The sequence below is a fragment of the Enterococcus sp. AMC2644 genome (assembly GCF_058216475.1).
Genome location: NZ_CM177095.1, coordinates 2,375,001 through 2,393,714, shown reverse-complemented (window position 1 = coordinate 2,393,714; position 18,714 = coordinate 2,375,001). Strand labels below are relative to the sequence as shown.

Genomic DNA, 18,714 nt, shown 5'->3' with positions numbered 1-18,714 from the left:
CAATAGAACTTTCTTATTTTTAGCAATCGCTTGTTTCATAAAAAAAATCCAATCTATTAAAAAAGTCATCTCAAAATTTTGAAATGGCTTTTTTTCAATTTCTTTCATGGCTAACTTAAAAGGTTTATATGCAACTAAAATAATGGATAGCATTCTGATTTTTTCTCGCGAGTTTCTTGTATCAAAGTGTAATGAACGTACTCGGGATTCCACTATTTATAACGGATATCTCCTGCTCATCACAATATTCGGATATTTTTACTTATGTTATTTTGTTAACATTCTGAGATACCTTAGTGATGTTCGATTGCTTTTTTCATGGGTGTAAGCTGGCCGTTCATGTTGAAAAACAAAGCCGTGCTTCTCATAAAATGGTATTCCCATTTGATTGCCTTTTGTGACTGATACCCACTGTCTTTTTATTCCATAATTAAGGAAAATTTCTGTTAGTTCAAACAACAAAGCCGATCCATAGCCTCTTCTTTTTTTCTCCGGATTTAAATATAGTACAAACACTTCGCATTCTTCTGTATTAATTAAACCACCACCAATGGCTCCTACGATTTGTCCTTCTTCTTCGGCTACCAAATAACCAGACCATGCAGGTAGAGCAGGCTCAATATCCTTAATAATTCTCTCTTGATTATAGAAATTTTGAATGTCAGCTTGAATCATCGTGTTTGGTAATAATCCTTGATAGGTGGTTTGATAGGCTTGTGTAAACATTTTTTGTAGCTGTAGACTATCTTTGATTGCTGCCTTACGAATCATGTTTTACCTCCTGATAAATCTTTTCGATTATTTTAACATAAAAAAACTGAAACAATTCATGATAAAGTTGCTTCAGTTCTAGTTTGACTATTTAAAATGGTAAATCATCATTAGTTACATCATGTGTTGCATTGATCGGTGTTGGTATGGGTTCTCACTCTTTACTTATTCTTGTCGATTGTTTAGGCAACGATTGACTTATCCCAAAGATCAACGATTGCACTGAGGTATTCTTTCTGACCATTTCCGTATTTAAACTCAGTCACATCTGTACACCAAATTTGATTGGGGGCTGTAGCGGAATCAAAGGTGCGATTCAAAAGATTCTCTGCCAGATGAATCGGATTAGACCGTTACCAAGAAGGGCGACGACGTCTAATGACCGAGTAGAGACCTAAAATACGCATGATACGACGGATTCTTTTGACATTGTACTTCGTTTTCAATTCCTTATTCACAGCCACGGTCATTCGACGATAACCATAATTATACTACGCTTATACAATTTCACATAGCTTTGGAAAGAACCTTTCTGTCACTTACTAACTAGATTACTAATTCCATCAAACTGTTCACTTATTTGTCTACTTTTTCTAAATAATTCATATCATATAAAATTGATTGTCATTTAATAGACATATGAAGTTCCTCTACAACATTCTTTGACTAACACCTTCAATAATTAATTGAATCAATACAAAAGTATTGGTTCGTAGAGTCACATCAACATTATTATAGCTCAATAAATTTTCATCACAAAATAAATAGTAATTTACTAAGTGTTCAGGAACATACTTTTTCATAGGTGTAATTAATATCACAACTGCTTGTTTTTGTTGACTATTAGCAAATACTTCTTCGTAAGTATCCAAAGAATCATTATCTGAAATAAGAAAGATAATTGAATTGGGTTGAATTGTATGACTAATACTATTTATGAGATTTACGTCATCAATTAGAATGCAGCGACGATTTAAAGTGTTTAAAATGGTGTGCATATATCTTGCAGGAATTGCACTAAGTCCTCGCCCATGAATGTATAAAGAATGTTCACTACATAATAATTGAACAATAGATTCTATAGTAGAAAAAGATACTGTCTCTAAATAAAATGAAAAATCATTAATCTGTTGATTTACCTGCTCTCTTAGACTACTTTGTCGTTTTTGCTCGTGAATCAATTCTTCTTTTATGAGGAATTTCAATTCACTAAATCCCGATAGATTAACTTTTTGACAAACACGAATAATAACTGTGCTTGAAGTGTATAATCTATCTGCTAATTCATTAATTGTCATTCGAACAACGATTGCTAGGTGTTCTTGTATATAGGTAAGTATTCTGATATCTGTTTTATTTAACTTTGTTTGATCTACTCTGTCTAAAAAATTAATCATTGGAAGATTCCTCCTTAAAAGTCAGATAAGCTTTAAATATCGTATCAATAATAAAAAAAATCGGTAGACGTGAAGTGAATTCTGTATTTTTATTAAATCGAGGTTGACTAATAAAACGAAAATTAATATCAGCTATCTTTGCTAGTACGTTATCTGTATAAGGCGAAATGGCCACAATCGTAGCCTCATTCATTTTTGATAAATTGGCCATTCTAATTGTTGGTTCATAAGTTCCACTAGCACTTATTAGTATCACCACATCATTTTCGGTTAAAGACGTACATACATGTGCAGCTAATCGCTCTGATTCATACCGATAGACATTCTGACGTCCATAAGAGAAAAGTAATTTTTCTAAATAATCTAGTGCCTTCGCTGTAATTCCTCCGCCACTAAATAGGTGAATGTTTTTTGTGCTACTTAGTTCGTTGATAACTTTCGTTATATTCTCTTCTTTAATTAATAATAATGTATTCTCAATATCATTCGCTATAAAATGTGACAAATGCCCTGCTTCTTTATTTATAATATCATTCTTTATTTGTTGTTCATTATTTTTCTTTAACAAATATTTTAATTCACTGTAACCTGATAAATTAAGCTTATTACAGAATCTTAAAATAGTTGTGGTTGAAACACATAAGTGATCTGCTACTTCTCGAACTGTGGCATTCTCAATAGCACTGGAATTACTATAAATATATTGCAATATAGCTTGCTCACTTGGAGTAAGACTATTAATTATTTCGTTATTCAAATGTTCAGCAAACATATTTTCTCCCTGCTTTTTATATAAAATTTAGTATAAAAATTTAAACCTATTGAAGGAATTTGTTTCACAAAATGTAACAAAAAACATATTATGTTATCCTTTCGTAAAATAGTACGATATATTGTATTCAATTTCAAGTGATGGCATAATGAATTTACATTCAATGGCCAAGAATGAAAAAAGAATCATCGTAAATAACAGAACATACTAGGTAATTACCTATAGATTTTTGTTTACGATAGTTAAGGTAGGTTGACAAAATAATGAAGAAATTTAATGTTTGTATCGTCGGTGGAGGAAGTACATTTACGTTAGGATTTTTAAAATCTTTTGTCCAAATGAAAGAGCGATTTCCACTTAATAAGCTAGTTCTTTTCGATATTGACAAAGAACGTCAAGAACTTGTGGGAAAATTTGGAGACATTTTATACAAAGAGCAATTTCCTGAACTTGATTTTCATTATACAACAGATGTTCAAGAAGCTTATGAAGGTATGGATTTTGTATTTATGCAAATGCGTGCAGGAGGCTTACCGATGCGTGCGAAAGATGAACATATCCCTCTAAGTATGGGCTTAATTGGACAAGAAACTTGTGGGCCTGGGGGAATGTCCTATGGATTGCGTTCTATTGTATCTATGATTAAAGCAGTTCATGATATTCGAGAATATGCACCCGATGCATGGATACTGAACTATTCTAATCCCGCTGCCATTGTTGCTGAAGCGTTGAGAAGAGAATTTCCTGGTGATGAACGAATTCTAAATATTTGTGATCAACCAGAAAATGTTGTTCGTTCTTGTAGTCGCTTATTAGGTTGTTCTTGGGAAGATCTTGATCCAGTATACTTTGGATTGAATCATTACGGTTGGTTTACAAATATGTACGATAAAAATACTGGCGAAGATTTGCTACCAACAATTAGAGAATTAATTAAGAAGGATGGATTTTTACCTCAAGATGCCGAACAAAGAGATCCTTCATGGTTAGATACTTACGGTATGGTGGAAGGTATGATGAATGATTTCCCAGACTATTTACCAAACACATATAATCAATATTATCTATATCCAGACTATAAAGTAGGAACTTTAGACAAAGACTACACTCGAGCAGACGAAGTTATGAATGGACGAGAAAAACGCGTTTTTGATGAATGTCGTGCAGTCATAGCAACAGGAAGTTTAGGAAATAAGTTTGATGATATTAGTGATGCTCACGCAGAAATGATGATTGAAGTAGCAATTGCAATTGCGTTTAACCAAAACACTCGTCACATTCTTATTATTGAGAATAACGGTGCAATTGCCAATATGCAAGACGATGCGATGGTTGAAGTAGTTTGTGAACTTGGCGCAAATGGACCACGACCAATGCGCGTTGGGAATATTCCACAATTTTATTTAGGACTTTTAGTCAATCAAGTCTCCAGTGAAAAGTTATTAGTTGATGCTTATTATGAAAATTCTTACCAAAAAGCATTACAAGCATTTACACTAAACCGTTTGATTAATGATGCGAAAAAAGCTCGTAAAATACTAGACGCTTTAATCGAAGCTAATGCCGGGATGTGGCCAGAACTAAAGTAATACATTTATCTCACTGCTAATGGATAAGACAACTGAAGAAATTCAGTTGTCTTATATTAAGAAAATAATAAAACCGCTTACAGAATGAGAGGGTAACTATGAATAAAAATAAAATTATGGATTTTTTCTCAACACTAGGTAGTAGCTTGATGATGCCAATTGCTGCTTTAGCAGCATGTGGGATTTTACTAGGAATCTCAGGAGCCTTACTAAAAGACCAAATTATTGCAGTATTGCCTTTTATTGAAAATCCCATCATTTACTATACTATCGATACATTACGTGTTATTTCTGGTGTTGTATTTACATTAATTCCTGTTTTATTTGCTATTTCAATATCAATGGGATTAGCAAATGATGATAAAGGAACTGCTGCGTTCGCAGGATTTATTGGCTACTATACGTTTTTAGCTAGTGCAAGTACAATGATTAACTCGGAACTATTTAATTTTGATTCTTTACGAGTAGTACCAATACTTGGTGTTGAAACGATTGACATGGGAGCTATTGCGGGGATGATGGCAGGTCTAATTGTTGCTTATTTACACAATAAATTCTATAAAATACAATTTCCTGTAGCTATTGCGTTCTATGGTGGAAAACGTTTTGTTGCAATTATTGTAATCGTTGTCATGGGTCTGATAGGACAACTAGCTCCATTTATTTGGCAACCAATTTCAACGGGAATCACAACAATGGGTACTGCTATTGCTAATGCAGGTTCATTAGGTGTCTTTCTTTTTGGTTTCTTAGAACGTTTGTTAATACCCACAGGTTTGCATCATGTCTTGAATAGTATCTTTCGGACAACAGCTGTTGGAGGTGTTTATGAAAATGTAGAAGGTTGTCTAAATATCTTTTTACAGTTTTTTGATAAGGTTGATATTGAAACTTTACGTCCTTATACACAATTTTTAGGACAAGGAAAAATGCCATTTATGATGTTCGGATTGCCAGCTGCGGCTTTAGCCATTTACCAATCAAGCCCTTCTAATAAGAAAAAAAGAGTCAAAGCACTTATGATTGCTGGTGTTGCAGCTAGTATTATTTCAGGAATTACCGAGCCATTGGAGTTCTCCTTTATGTTTTTAGCTCCAACATTGTTCTTATTCCACGCACTTATGGGGGGACTATCTTTCATGTTGATGTCCTTACTAGGAGTTGTAGTTGGGAATACTGGGGGCGGTCTGATTGATTATATTGTATGGGGCGTGATGCAACCTGGTTCACGTTGGTATATGATTATCATAGTAGGAGTATTCTATGCCATGATTTACTATGTAGTCTTCAAAAAATATCTCACTGTTAAAGATTTATCTATAGATGTTGCAGAGGACTTAGAAGAGGAGGCATCAAACAATCAGGGTGTCCCTTTAGATAATTCTCTAGCCCTTCAAGTAATTGAGGGATTAGGTGGTCAGAAAAATATCAAAGCTGTGAATAATTGTATTTCTAGGTTACGTGTAGACTTAGTAGATATAACCCTTGTAGAAGAAGACAAGCTGAAAAGGACAGGTAGCCTGGGAATTGTCAAACCATCTGACACACATATTCAAGTTATCTACGGACCAAAAGTACAAAGCGTTGCCGATGATGTTAGAACTACTTTAAATGCGTAGCACTTAAAGTACTATAAGACTGTAGACAAATAAAGGGCCTGTGACATGAGTAAATTGACAGTAAAATATCTGAACAATAGAAGATCATTCTTTCGATCCAGTTGATTCTCGTCGTAATTTTGTCTTGATTTGGTGCAACTCATTCTATTTTGTTCGGTTACTTTCGTCTCATTTTTCTTATGTCATAGGTCCTTTATTTTGGTTATACAATATTTAGTGTTGATGGAAAACTGGTTGGAGGAACAAATAATCAACAGATAAGTAACCTTTATCATTCATGGGAAATTAAGCTGTACACTCACGTTTTTTCGGAAATGTGGCTGTAAAAATACAGGAAAAATCGTTAATAATGGAACACATCTAACTCGTTCATAACTCTCCCCTCTTCGTGGTAGAAAAATAGTGATACACTTGAAACGTTCTCGTTTTATGTGCAGAGATTACGGGGCAATCTTCACTGCTCAAACAAAAATTTCGGGCAAGAATCTACTTTATACAAGGATTGATTTTTAAAGATGTTCATACAGAAACAAAAAATCAGGCAGCTTTGATAGCCACCTGATTTGATAAGATAGTTGTTCGTTGGATTCAACACTATTTGATGAAGACCGTAAAAAGAGCAAACAGCGAAAAAGACACTATTCGAACTGTTAAAGATTGTCTAAACTTTTACCAACACCAGTTGTTAAAGAGCCAGATTTTTTGTCTAACTTAAGAGGTTCACTACATGCTTAGTCTGTTTTAAATGAATATTAGTAAAGTTATACTATATTTACCAAACTAAAAAATAGTTTATGTCATATAATGTCTAATAAACTATTTTTTAAATTAGTAGAAATAGTAGGTTTTTCAAAGTAATTTACTATTTTAATACAGCAGCTACTTCTCCGACTAGCTTTTTACTCGTATTCACAATTATATTCTTGCTATTCAATTCAGGGAACACTACTATAATCACATTATCTTTGTTATTTTCAGCTAGCACAGATAAATCAACTTCCATCAACAGCTCATTTTTCATTACTTTTTGACCTTCCCTTACTATCGCATGAAATCCTTCTCCCTCTAGTTCAACAGTTTCCAAACCAATATGAATCAAAATCTCCAATCCGTTATTACTCTTCAATGTTAATGCGTGTTTTGTAGGAAAAATAGATTTAACTATTCCTCCTATCGGTGAATAAATATTTCCATCTGAGGGGATTACAGCAAATCCTTCTCCCATCATTTTTTGATTAAAAACAGGATCGTTGACCTCTGTTATTTCTAAAATGTTGCCATTAACAGGAGTATTAATTTCAACTTTTTTTTTGAATTTTTCAAACATAATTTATTCTCCTCGCACTTTAATTAAATTAATTTTCAAAAATAATTAACTTATGAATGTATAGTAGATAGAAAATTTATATATATCCATCACTCTATCCCTAAATAATTCTTAGTTTAGATACTTTTTTCTTTAATCGTCCACATAGTTAATTATTCGTCCCGTAAAAGCAAATACTTGCTTTTACGGGACGAATAATAACTACTTTCATTTTAACGGCTATTAACAATCAATTCATAAAGATTATCTAAAGTATTAGAAATCTATACTTCCTCATTTTTTTAAGATATCATTTCCCATATTTCCCAAACGTAAAGAATTAGTGTACTGTAAATAAAGTAAATCTACAGCAATATTCATACTTGTACTTTCTAGTAAGGCTGTCTCGTAACCTTTTAATGATTGGTGACTAATGATCAACACCCATTCTCTATATAAAGAAATACTTCTTTCAGCAAGACTATTATTTGAAGTAATCCAAATAATAGAACAATTTTTCCTTTTTACCAATCGATACAAATGCTGTATATACTTATTTGTACCTGAGAATGAAATAAATATCACTACATCTTTTTCTTCAATTAGTTTTATTGCATTTAATTGCGCTTTTACTGAAGAAAAAGAAAAAGCTAGCTTATTTATACGATTGAATTTTTCACATGCATTTTTAGCAATATTATTAGAAAACGAGCTTCCAAAAAAATAGAGATTTTTTCCTTTGTGAACACATTGAACTACTTGACTAATCAATTCATCATCTAGTAATTGCTGCGTATCTTTAATCGCTAAATACAACATATGAAAGTAATCTTCTTTTCTTATCAGATTTAAGGTATTTGAATAACTATTCATTTCTCGATAAACATACTCATTATACTGAGTGATCTCTTCTTTCAATGTTTTAAAATTACTATTATTTACTCTTCGACAAAATCTAGTAACAGAAGCCTGTGACGTATTGCAACTTTCACTTAGTTCTTTGATTGACATTTTAGGAACCGTTATATGGTGCTCTAAAATGTACAAGGCAATTATAGAATCCATGGATACATACTCATCTAAATTTTCAACACATTGCTTAAGATTGGAATATACGGAAAACATTTAAAGTTCCTCCTAAAATGATACATAATAAGGGAATTATTCCTTTATCATGTACCATTATAATTCAAAACAATCTGTGAGACTAATAAAAATTTTACTCTATCCCTAGATAATCTAGCATCTGTGACTTGTATACGGCTGCTTTATTTCCATAAATTATTTGAACACCATCTCCGACTTTAACAATCCCATTAGCTCCCAAAACATCAGTAAAATAACCATCTTTTTCAATAAGAGTTATGTCTTTTAAGCTAAGCCTTAGTCGAGTAAAACAGGCTTCTACATTAACTATATTTTCTTCACCACCTACTGCTACTACAATTTTAGGAATTAGATCATCTTCAACTTGTGAACTCCCTCTATCTTCATCTGCTTCTACAATTTCACGACCAGGTGTTTTTAAATTAAATTTTTCAATACAAAACTTAAATAAGAAATAATATAAGACAAAATAGGTTATCCCTAAAGGTAGTATCCATATCCAATTCGACCCCTTATCACTGTTCAATATACCATTAAAGATTAAAGATAGTAGTGGACCCCCAAATGCGGAAGGTCCAGCAACATTGAATTGAACAAGGTATGTTAAAACATAGGCAAGTCCTGCCAATAATGCATGAACACCAAATAAAACTGGGGCAACAAATAAAAATGCATATTCTAACGGTTCAGTAATCCCCATAATGGCACTAGGAATTACAGCAGCAATCATTAATGCCCCTACTTTTTTACGATTTTCTGGACGTGCAGAACGATAAATTGCTAGTGCAGCTCCAGTTAAACCAAACATAGCAAATACAACTTTTCCATTCATTACGTATTTACTTATATCGATATCATAATTCATTCCAGGCATATTCAAAATTTGATTATAAATATTAACGGCACCTTCAACAACGGTTCCGTCAACATCTAAAGTTCCGCCTAAAGATGTGAAGAAAGATGGTAAATAAATAAAATGATGTAATCCAAATGGTAGAAGTAAACGTTCAGAAAATCCATATAGAAAGGCACCAAATACACCTGTCTTATCAATAATAACTGAAGATATATTCAAACCATTTTGAATAGGTGGAAAAACAAACGATAAAATAATTCCGACTAAACTTGCGACAATCACAGTAATGGCAGGGACAAATCTAGTTCCATTAAAAATTGATAGTACTGGAGGAAGTTCGATTTTATAATATCTATTATGCAAGTATGCTACAACTAATCCAATAATGATTCCTCCAAACACACCTGTGTCTAAAGTAATGACTCCTAAAATAGATTTTTGACCTGTAAGTAAGTTTTCTGAATTAATTATTCCTCGTAGGATTAAGAAGCTTCCCATGACTGTATTCATTGTCATATAACCAATAAAACCTGAAAGCGCCGCAGTTGCTTTTTCTGACTTTACAAATCCATAAGCAATACAAATAGCAAATAAAACAGGAATATTGTTATTGATAACATTTCCAGCATCTTTAATCAAGGTGCTAATCATTATCATAACTTCGCTTCCTAAAAAGGGAGCAACTTTGATTAAACCAGGATTAGATAATGCACTTCCTACTCCTACTAAAATACCTGAAACAGGTAATAATAGAACTGGTGTCATCAAAACTTTTCCCAATTTTTGAAACGAGTTATAAAAGTTATTATTTTTCATAAGATTTAACTCACTTTCATTAATTTAATATTGGCCAAAAATTGCCATTTGCTTTTATTAAGTCATCTAAAATTTGTTTAGCTATAGTAGTTGAAGGAACTGTTTTATTAATAGAAATAGCTTGCAATGCTTTATCATAAGAATTTTCAAAAAACGCATCTACAGCCAATTTTTCTGAAGCAACTTGATTTTCAATCATCCCTTTATAGAAAGTTGATATAGGTCCACGAGAGATAGGCTCAGGCCCCCAAGAGCGAATATAGGCAGGAACTTCAACCATAGCATCAGAAGGAAGGTTTGGAATTGCCCCATTATTTTCAACAATAACTAAAAATCGTTCTCCTTTGTTGTATGCAATTGAAGCTGCGGCATCAACAATAAAATCACCAAAAACAGTGAAATCTTGAATTGGACTCTTGTACGTATCCGGATTCTTCAAATATTCATCGTGTTCTACAAACATTTCTTTTTCACGTCCATTTATAACCATATCAGCGCGTGTCCAATTAGGATCCGTCTTTTCAACCATTTCTTTAGCATACAAATAATACTGTAAATAGCTATTAGGTAAATATTCAGGATAGTCATTAACAATTTTGGCATATTGTTTCCAAGTTTTATTCCAATCAGGGTCACGGTGGTGTTTATCACTTACAGACATTCCTTGAGTCAAAATCATTTCTCTTAATTCTGGTAAACGATCGACACCGTCTTTGTCATATAACTCAGTAAACCAACCAAAATGGTTTAACCCAAAGTAGCAAGGATCCAAGTCTTGCCAGCTGTCTAATCCTAGCATTTTGGTATAAGAAAGTAGAATTGCTGTTGGCATATCACAAATATTCAAAACCCGCTCATTATTAAATTCACGTCGAGTTGCTTCGGCTACTACAGCAGCTGGATTTGAATAATTTAAAATCCAACATTTCGGAGAATATTTCTTAGCTTCACGAATCAAATCCATCACACCAGGAATTGACCGAATACCATAAGAAATTGATCCTCCAGGCCCACATGTTTCTTGACCTACAACACCATACTTAAGTGGAATTTTTTCATCGGTTGAACGCATAGATAAACCGCCTTGTCGAATTTGTGCAAATACAAAATCAATATCTGTAAAAGCTTTTTCTTTATTTGTGGTTACAATTACTTCAATATCTGGTGCTTCTTGCTGGATAAACTGTTTCATAATATCATAAACTAATTTCATTCTCGGTTCATCAATATCATATAAAGCTAGTTTTCTAATAGGAAATTCATCTTTTTTTTGTAAGATACTTTGAATAATTCCTGGCGTATGAGTTGATCCAGCTCCAGCGATTGCTACTGCTTGTTTTTTCACTTAAAACACTCCTCTTTTTTTATATTACAAACAGACTTTAACACTTTTTAATTGAAAGCGGTTGAAAATTTCAAATTTTGAAATTATTAACTATTTAAATGTATTAATTTGTAATGTAAGAGCAACTATAATTGGGACTTGAAGACAAAAAGATAAGGAAAAACGAGGATTGAGATTATGCCAAACATTCATTTAACAAAGTTTTTAAAATTGCCACTGTCAAACTAGTAACTAAGGAAGGATTTTCTGTAAAAGAAGTTAGTCTACAGTTAGGAATTAACGTCAATAGCTTGTATCGATGGATTCAAGAAGTTGAAAAATATGTAGAAAGTGCATTTCCTGGAAAAGAGTGTGTACTTTTTGACGCCCATTATGAAATAAAGAAACTTGAACAAGAAAATCGTTAACTAGTATGATTAAAGGACCCATTAGGCACACGTCAATACAAACAATTTATGATTTATATGGTCACCTTTATCCTAGCAAACAAATATCAACAGCGGATAAATTAGACAGCATGTATTAAAAATTGGAATTTCGTGGCATAATTTTGGTATATCGAGGTCAATCGTCTCTATAATATATGGGACTGATGAATCAGAAATGATTCTTCAGTCCCATCTTTCATTAACAAAAAAATCCAAAACAGAAGCTTTCACTTTCTGTTTTGGATTTACCTCAATCTAACTCATCAGTCCTGATTGAAAAAGAGGCTAGATTATTTGATACACTATTTGCCTTACTCTTCCAAGGAGTCTGCTAATACAATAATCAGATTTTTCACAGATTATTGTATTTTGAAGCCTGTTTTCTTTACTCGTTCCAGAAAATTTCTTTCAATCTTGAGTTGCTTCTAATCGTTACTTAGTAGTTGTTCAAGCATATAATCTATCTCATCTGCTTGAAATTTCCGTTGTACATTTATCAAAATGACATATATACATCTAAATACATGATATTCACTGTATTCAGAGAATAGATTTTGTAATACTTAACTACTTCTTGACCAAAAATAAATTGACTACTCATTGTTTTTTATCAAACTGTTTAGTTTTATTGCATGACTTAGGGGTGTTAACAATAGAAAGATAGTTTAAAGAATGCATTTCTGTGCTACGTTAAACGATTCATCAATGCTTGATTTCTTTTCATACGTAATACATGGTAGTGTGCAGAATCTAATTTTACTAATTCCTGTGACAAAATATCGATAAGAAATAATTGATTAACGGTAGTTGCAAATGAACCCGCATCAGAAATATATTCTTTAGAAGATGCCAATAAACACACATCGCTTGTTTCGGCTACTCTAGAACCTATATAGTTAGTCATGCCAATCACAGAGCAACCATTTTCCTTAGCCATCTTCATATTGGCAAGAATTTCCTCAGTATTTCCAGAAGTGCTAATAGCAAATGCTACATCACCTGTTTGCATCATGGTGGCATAAATACTTTGCAATTGACCATCTGTCACAAATTCTACAGTTTTCCCTAAACGTTTCAAACGATTACTTAATTCCATTCCTGTTAGCCCTGAGTTTCCTACTGCAAAAATAAAAATACGATTTGCATCATGAATAAGTTTCGTAATCTTTTGAATTACATCTTGATTTAAAAAACTTTTAGTTTCTTCTAAACTATCTTTATATTGTTTTAAAATGACATGCTCTTCATCATTTTCTTTTCCAGCAGTTTTTTCTGACATTAATGCCTGAGAACGAGCTAAAGAAAGCTTCAACTCTTGAAAACCACTCAAGCCAATTTTACGCGAAAATCGGACAATCGTACTTTCTCCAACGCCAACAATGGTTGATATTTCATTTATAGATAATTTCTCAATCTCATCTGGATTGCTTAGAATAAATTGGGCTACCTTTTTCTCAGATTTACTTAGAGATGGCAGATAACTACTGATTACTGCTAGAAGATCCATCTTATTTTCCTACTTTCATCATATGTAAAGTCTAAAGTAATTATACTAAATATTATCTCATTCCACACGTTTTTGAAGTTTCAAATAAAAAGTTTCGTAAAACTAACCAGTTTTACGAAACTTTTCAGTATGACTTTTTATACTTTCTCTTTATTTGTCATGTAGACAAATGGTAGATAAATTAACACACCTATTGCAATCAAAACAATTTGTAAAATTGATGCTCTCCAATCCCCATTAGTTGCAAGATAACCAGAAATGATAGGTGGCGTTGTCCAAGGAATCAATACACTAGTCTTAGCAATCAAACCAACTTGTGTGGCAAAATACGCAATAGTTGTTGTTACCGTTGGAACCAAAACAAGTGGAATTCCAAATAATGGATTGAATACTACAGGAAGTCCAAACATCATTGGCTCACTAACATTAAATAGCACTGGTACAGTCCCTACTTTAGTAATAGAACGATAGTCTTCTCTCTTAGAACCAATATAAATAGCGATTGTTAAACAAAGAAGCATGCCTCCACCACCCATCCAAGCAAATGAGTCAAGGAATGGTTTAGTTACAATATTTGGTAGTTCTGTATTATTTTTTAAAGCATCCATATTTTGTTGAATGGCTGTTAGCATTATTGGTTCACCAATAGAACCTAAAATAAAGGTACCGTGCAATCCAAATGCCCATAACAGATTACATAAGAAGACATATAACAAAATTCCTCCTAATGATTGGAATGAGCTAATTAGAGGCGCTTGGAAAAACTTAGTAATCAAAGTTGGAATATCAGTATGAGCAAACCATACAATTAAAACCTCTACAAGGCCAAAGATTAATGTAACTAAGAAAGCCGGAATTAACACATTGAAAGATTTTGAAATAGATGGTGGCACACTTTCAGGCATTTTTATTTTTAATTTTTCCATTTTTGAAAAACTTGCCAACATCGTCACAGAAATCAATGCTGCAATAATAGCTAAAAACATACCAGTTGCACTAGTCTGTGTTTGAGTCCAAGCAGAAGCAGTAAAACCCTCACCATTTACATCAGTTATACTCACAGTTGCGGGTAACACAATAAAGAAAGCTACCACTGCTAAAACCGCACCAAACAACCCATCTTCTTTGTAACTAACAGCTAATTTATAGCCGACAGTTGCGGCAATCAGAATAGATAAAATTCCTAGAGAAGCATTATAGATTTGATTACCCAAATCCATTAATTGTGTCATACCTTCCACATTTTTCAACAGTCCATTGGTCGGACTAAGGACTAGGTTATTAATTAATACCCAAAAAGAAGCGATAATTGTAATTGGTATTAATGTAATAAAACCGTCTCGAATAGCAGTTATATGACGTTGACTAGAAAACTTATTGGCAAAATTTAAAAGTTTATTTACAAAAGCATTATTATCCATTTTTTATTCTCCCTTCAATTCAACTTGGCAGTTGATTTCAAACATACGGTTCCATGGTGACGCTAGTGAAGTAAAATTAAGTGTTTCTGTTTTTACAGTATGAGTCAGATACTGATTCGACAAATCAATCATTAACTTTCTAACTTCTTCAATTACTGTTGAACTTTGATTTTTTAAATCGAAATAATCAGTTTCAATTGAGGGTAGATAATTTTCTGTCAAGTTCATCCGAATAATACTTTGATAAAAAACATCTTCAAATAGGTTTGATAACAGATTATCTCGTACTTTCTTAGCATTTGTTGTGCTATCAACAAAACTTAATGCACTAAGAGTACTACCTAAGGAATTACAATTCGTATTCCAGCCTTTATAAACAGAAATTTTATCCAATAACGATTGCTTATCTAACATAGCAATTAGCTCTAGGTCACCACCATTAGAAAAAGCGCTATCACAAATTCCAACTGTCATTTTTTTTGATAAAGCTTGAGAAATTTGTTGCACAAAAGTCAACAAATGACGATAAGTATCATACGTAATATCTTTTTTATTCCGTTGATTCCAAGATTCTTGCATTACTTGACCTGGAGTATTATATGCAAGATAATAATCTGCTTGATCTCTACTATCTGTCAGCATCATACCACAAGCCATCACGTGTGCTTTCAAACTTTCATTTATGATACGGTCTTCATACAGCGGAACAATCGTTGGTCCCAATGTAGAAGAATAATTAACATAGACTTTTGGTACTCTGCGATTAAATTCGTTATATGCTCTCGCCAATAAGGTAAACCCTACTTCATCGGCTCCAGGATAAACCATGATTTGATCTTTCAAGTTTTTTTGCTCGATTTGACCGTAAACTTTAGCTTGATCCATAGCTGTATATCCATAGGGTGCTGAATCATCTTGGGGAATAGCTAGAAAGTCAATCACACCTTCTTCAACTAATGAAATATTTGCTAAATTAATATCGACATTAAACGCTCGTCGATTTTCATAATCAGCAATCACTTCTTTGGGTAATTCCTCTTTGATAATCGCTAATCTTTGTTCCTCTTCCTTTATTAATCCTTGTCGATTTTTTTGATCACACAGAGAACCATATAAAAAAATTTGCTCACCAAATTCAGCATAATAATCTGGTTCTTCATCACTACTATTATAACGTGGCGTTCGCATGATAAGATTTGAAACAAAAAGTTTTAGTTTTGGATTATCCTTTTTTAGTTGGCGTAACTTTTCTATATACTCACTCTTATTTTCCTTGGTCATTTCATGTAAACGAGACGGTAACAACCCACCATATAATGCCATTTCTGTCGATAAAATCAGATAATCCGTATCTTGAACCGCTTTTTGAAGAAAATTCCAAATTTCATTTGTATCAGCCGCTTTTTTCTTATAACCTAACATCTCTTTTGATAAAGTTTTATAAGAAACTTGTGATGCTTGTTGTAACAGATTTAAGGGATAGTCATAATTACAAGGACGCTCATCTAAAGGGACATATACGATTTTCAATAGTTATCCTCCTGTTCATAAATATATTTCACCACATCACCGACTGTTTTGGCGTAGTAATCTGCTTTTTGGCGAATACTTTCTTCTGCATCTTGAACTGCAAAAGAATGCTTTGTATAAGCAAACATAGATACATCACTTTCAGCATCACCTGCTACAAAAGTATGTTCTGCTTTGATTGATAATAATTTTTGAATTTGATCCAGGGCAATTCCTTTTGACGCTTCTTTTGAAAACACCTCTAATGAAGATGGACTGGTCATCACAATATTCACAGTATCTTTCCCTAAAGTATCTTCTATTTCTTGGCGTATTTCTGAAAAAACCTCTGCTGAACCAAACGTAAGATAAATTATCGGTTCTTTTTCTTCTAAGACAACTTTTTCTAAATCAGAGACAACCAATGAGGTATCAACAAATTCAGCAACATCTTCAGGGTTTCTTGGGCTTGGAAATAGTCGATTAGTTGGATTTGAAACTTCTGTGCGTAATTCTTTAGAAAAAATAATCTGATTTAAACTAGGAATAAATTTTCTATCAATTGTTCGTAGAGAAATAATCTTATTTTGATTATCTTTAATAACAGCGCCATTTTGACTGATACGAAAATCACTACTAAACCCAAGTTTTTCTTCTACATAGAGAATGTCCGCATCCATTCGACCTGTACAAATGACAAAGTGCCCCCCATCTTTACAAAAATCTTTAATACTTTCTAGACTTTCTTGATCGATATTCCCTTGAGCATCTAATAAGGTCCCATCTAAATCACAAACTAATAATTCGTCTTTCATTTTATTCATCCATTCTCGCCTTTCGTGCCGCTTCAACATAATGTTTTGTAATAATTTGTGGCCTGGTAATTATTGAACCTACAACTACTGCGTAAGCACCAATTTCCAAAGCGGTCGTTACTTGTTCAGGTGAATCGGTATGCCCTTCCATAATAACCGGAATGCTAACTGCTTCTACTACTTCTTTTAATAACTCAAAATCTGGTGTTTCGGTCTTTTTTGAATAAAATGTGTAACCTGCTAAAGTCGTAGAAACCAAATCAAATCCTATTTTTTCTGCTAGTACAGCCTCTTCTAAAGTAGATACATCTGCCATCGCCAAACGATTTGCTTCGTGGATTATTTCTACAAGGTCACTCAATGACTCCATATTAGGACGTTTTTGCTTAGTTGCATCAAGAGCAATAATTTCTGCAGAAGTTTGTAACAGTTCATAAATTTCAAGTTTTGTCGCAGTAATGTATACAGCGGAATCTGGATAATCTCTTTTAATGATTCCTATTACTGGTAAGTCAATATTTTTTTTAATTTCATCAATATCAACCACTGAGTTGGCACGAATTCCCACTGCACCACCTTGTTGTGCTGCCATTGCCATTCTCCCCATAATAAAGGAACTATGTAGAGGTTCATCCTCTAAAGCTTGACATGAAACAATAACTCCACCTTTAATTTTTTCTAATACTGGCATATTATTTCTCCTTTTATTTATTTTATGGTGTAATACTACACCATAAAATAAATAATGTAAATATATTATCATAAAAAATAATCAATTTTGATTAATTTCTTACTAGCATTCACAGTTTCTTTTTAATCCATTCGCTAGACTTCAAAATTTCTGTATGTTAAATAATGAGGTGATTACATATAGTAAAAGTATTTACAGAAATGAGTTCAATAGATGACGCTTGCCAATCAACTTTCAATTAGTAATAGTTCTCCAACATAACGAAGAGAGAATCTTGTGTTGTCGCCACCAACATGAGTAATTATTCACCCGTTTTCACAGGTGGATATTACTATTTTTAGACATACAAAGACAACTTGAAATCCTTTAGAATTAATTTTTCGGAAAAACTCAAAGGAGGATTCAAGATGTCTCATTCAGCTAGTATCAAAGAACAACTAGATACTCTAGATTTAAACTTAACTTTCTCAGAAAACCATTTCTAAAAGAAGCATATTCACACGCCTTCAAACTCACCTACAACAATGGCACCGTAGAAGGAACAAACAATAAAATCAAGATCATCAAGCGGATGGCTTATAGTTATAGCAATTTCAAAAATTTTGGGCAAGAATCTACTCGATACAGGGATTGGTTTTTAAAGAGACAAAAAAACAGGCAACTTTAACAGCTGTCTGTTTTGATAAATTAGTTTGTTCATTGGATTCATCAACACTATTTGACGAAGAGCCCATTAAACGAGTGGCTTATGGTTTTCGAAATTTC

At 32.9% G+C, this 18,714-nt stretch carries 14 protein-coding genes and 3 pseudogenes; 4 read left to right on the top strand and 13 right to left on the bottom strand.

Annotated features, from left to right (window positions below; genetic code table 11):
- Window positions 1-267: 267 nt before the first annotated feature.
- The 4 genes and pseudogenes from AC4BC5_RS11715 to AC4BC5_RS11700 form a co-directional block, all read right to left on the bottom strand.
- Window positions 268-771: a GNAT family N-acetyltransferase gene (locus tag AC4BC5_RS11715; protein WP_490495546.1), complete on the bottom strand. Its 504-nt coding sequence runs from the start codon at window positions 769-771 to the stop codon at window positions 268-270.
- Between the two features lie 185 nt (window positions 772-956).
- Window positions 957-1,253 (bottom strand): annotated as a pseudogene (locus AC4BC5_RS11710) (IS3 family transposase); the annotation flags it as partial.
- A gap of 168 nt (window positions 1,254-1,421) precedes the next feature.
- Window positions 1,422-2,168 carry a MurR/RpiR family transcriptional regulator gene (locus AC4BC5_RS11705; RefSeq protein ID WP_490495545.1) on the bottom strand — a complete coding sequence of 249 codons (747 nt, stop codon included), beginning with the start codon at window positions 2,166-2,168 and terminating at the stop codon, window positions 1,422-1,424.
- Window positions 2,161-2,940 (bottom strand): MurR/RpiR family transcriptional regulator, encoded by a 780-nt coding sequence (locus tag AC4BC5_RS11700; protein ID WP_490495544.1) that lies wholly within the window; start codon window positions 2,938-2,940, stop codon window positions 2,161-2,163. The genes AC4BC5_RS11705 and AC4BC5_RS11700 overlap by 8 nt, the downstream gene beginning before the upstream one ends.
- 263 nt (window positions 2,941-3,203) lie before the next feature.
- Between AC4BC5_RS11700 and AC4BC5_RS11695 the strand changes: the two genes are divergently transcribed.
- Both AC4BC5_RS11695 and AC4BC5_RS11690 read left to right on the top strand, forming a co-directional pair.
- Window positions 3,204-4,529 (top strand): 6-phospho-alpha-glucosidase, encoded by a 1,326-nt coding sequence (locus tag AC4BC5_RS11695; protein ID WP_490495543.1) that lies wholly within the window; start codon window positions 3,204-3,206, stop codon window positions 4,527-4,529.
- A gap of 98 nt (window positions 4,530-4,627) precedes the next feature.
- The gene (locus tag AC4BC5_RS11690; protein ID WP_490495542.1) at window positions 4,628-6,148 is read left to right on the top strand and encodes a PTS transporter subunit EIIC; all 1,521 of its coding nucleotides are present in this window, start codon (window positions 4,628-4,630) and stop codon (window positions 6,146-6,148) included.
- Window positions 6,149-7,010: 862 nt separating this feature from the next.
- Here the strand turns inward: AC4BC5_RS11690 and AC4BC5_RS11685 are convergent.
- The 4 genes from AC4BC5_RS11685 to AC4BC5_RS11670 form a co-directional block, all read right to left on the bottom strand.
- Complete coding sequence (locus AC4BC5_RS11685) at window positions 7,011-7,475, bottom strand: PTS sugar transporter subunit IIA (protein WP_490495541.1); 465 nt, start codon at window positions 7,473-7,475, stop codon at window positions 7,011-7,013.
- Window positions 7,476-7,748: 273 nt separating this feature from the next.
- A complete protein-coding gene (locus tag AC4BC5_RS11680) occupies window positions 7,749-8,579 on the bottom strand; it encodes a MurR/RpiR family transcriptional regulator (RefSeq protein ID WP_490495540.1) in 831 nt (276 codons plus the stop codon).
- Between the two features lie 94 nt (window positions 8,580-8,673).
- Window positions 8,674-10,182, bottom strand: a complete 1,509-nt coding sequence (locus AC4BC5_RS11675; RefSeq protein WP_490495539.1) for a PTS transporter subunit EIIC — start codon at window positions 10,180-10,182, stop codon at window positions 8,674-8,676.
- 70 nt (window positions 10,183-10,252) lie between these two features.
- A complete protein-coding gene (locus tag AC4BC5_RS11670) occupies window positions 10,253-11,578 on the bottom strand; it encodes a family 4 glycosyl hydrolase (protein ID WP_490495538.1) in 1,326 nt (441 codons plus the stop codon).
- A 194-nt stretch (window positions 11,579-11,772) separates the two neighbouring features.
- Here AC4BC5_RS11670 and AC4BC5_RS11665 point away from each other — a divergent pair.
- Window positions 11,773-11,985: pseudogene (locus tag AC4BC5_RS11665) on the top strand (transposase); the annotation flags it as partial.
- Between the two features lie 706 nt (window positions 11,986-12,691).
- Here AC4BC5_RS11665 and AC4BC5_RS11660 read toward each other — a convergent pair.
- From AC4BC5_RS11660 to AC4BC5_RS11640, 5 genes are all read right to left on the bottom strand, one after another.
- Window positions 12,692-13,513: a MurR/RpiR family transcriptional regulator gene (locus tag AC4BC5_RS11660; RefSeq protein WP_490495537.1), complete on the bottom strand. Its 822-nt coding sequence runs from the start codon at window positions 13,511-13,513 to the stop codon at window positions 12,692-12,694.
- Window positions 13,514-13,650: 137 nt separating this feature from the next.
- Window positions 13,651-14,934: a PTS sugar transporter subunit IIC gene (locus AC4BC5_RS11655; RefSeq protein ID WP_490495536.1), complete on the bottom strand. Its 1,284-nt coding sequence runs from the start codon at window positions 14,932-14,934 to the stop codon at window positions 13,651-13,653.
- A 3-nt stretch (window positions 14,935-14,937) separates the two neighbouring features.
- A complete protein-coding gene (locus AC4BC5_RS11650; RefSeq protein ID WP_490495535.1) occupies window positions 14,938-16,464 on the bottom strand; it encodes a DUF4127 family protein in 1,527 nt (508 codons plus the stop codon).
- On the bottom strand, window positions 16,461-17,258 hold the full coding sequence (locus tag AC4BC5_RS11645) for a Cof-type HAD-IIB family hydrolase (RefSeq protein ID WP_490495534.1): 798 nt from the start codon (window positions 17,256-17,258) through the stop codon (window positions 16,461-16,463). Before AC4BC5_RS11645 ends, AC4BC5_RS11650 begins: the two co-directional genes overlap by 4 nt.
- Before the next feature lies 1 nt (window position 17,259).
- Window positions 17,260-17,949, bottom strand: coding sequence for an N-acetylmannosamine-6-phosphate 2-epimerase (locus AC4BC5_RS11640; RefSeq protein ID WP_490495533.1), 690 nt, complete (start codon window positions 17,947-17,949; stop codon window positions 17,260-17,262).
- Window positions 17,950-18,448: 499 nt separating this feature from the next.
- Between AC4BC5_RS11640 and AC4BC5_RS11635 the strand changes: the two are divergent.
- A pseudogene (locus AC4BC5_RS11635) lies at window positions 18,449-18,553 on the top strand (transposase); the annotation flags it as partial.
- Window positions 18,554-18,714 lie beyond the last annotated feature (161 nt).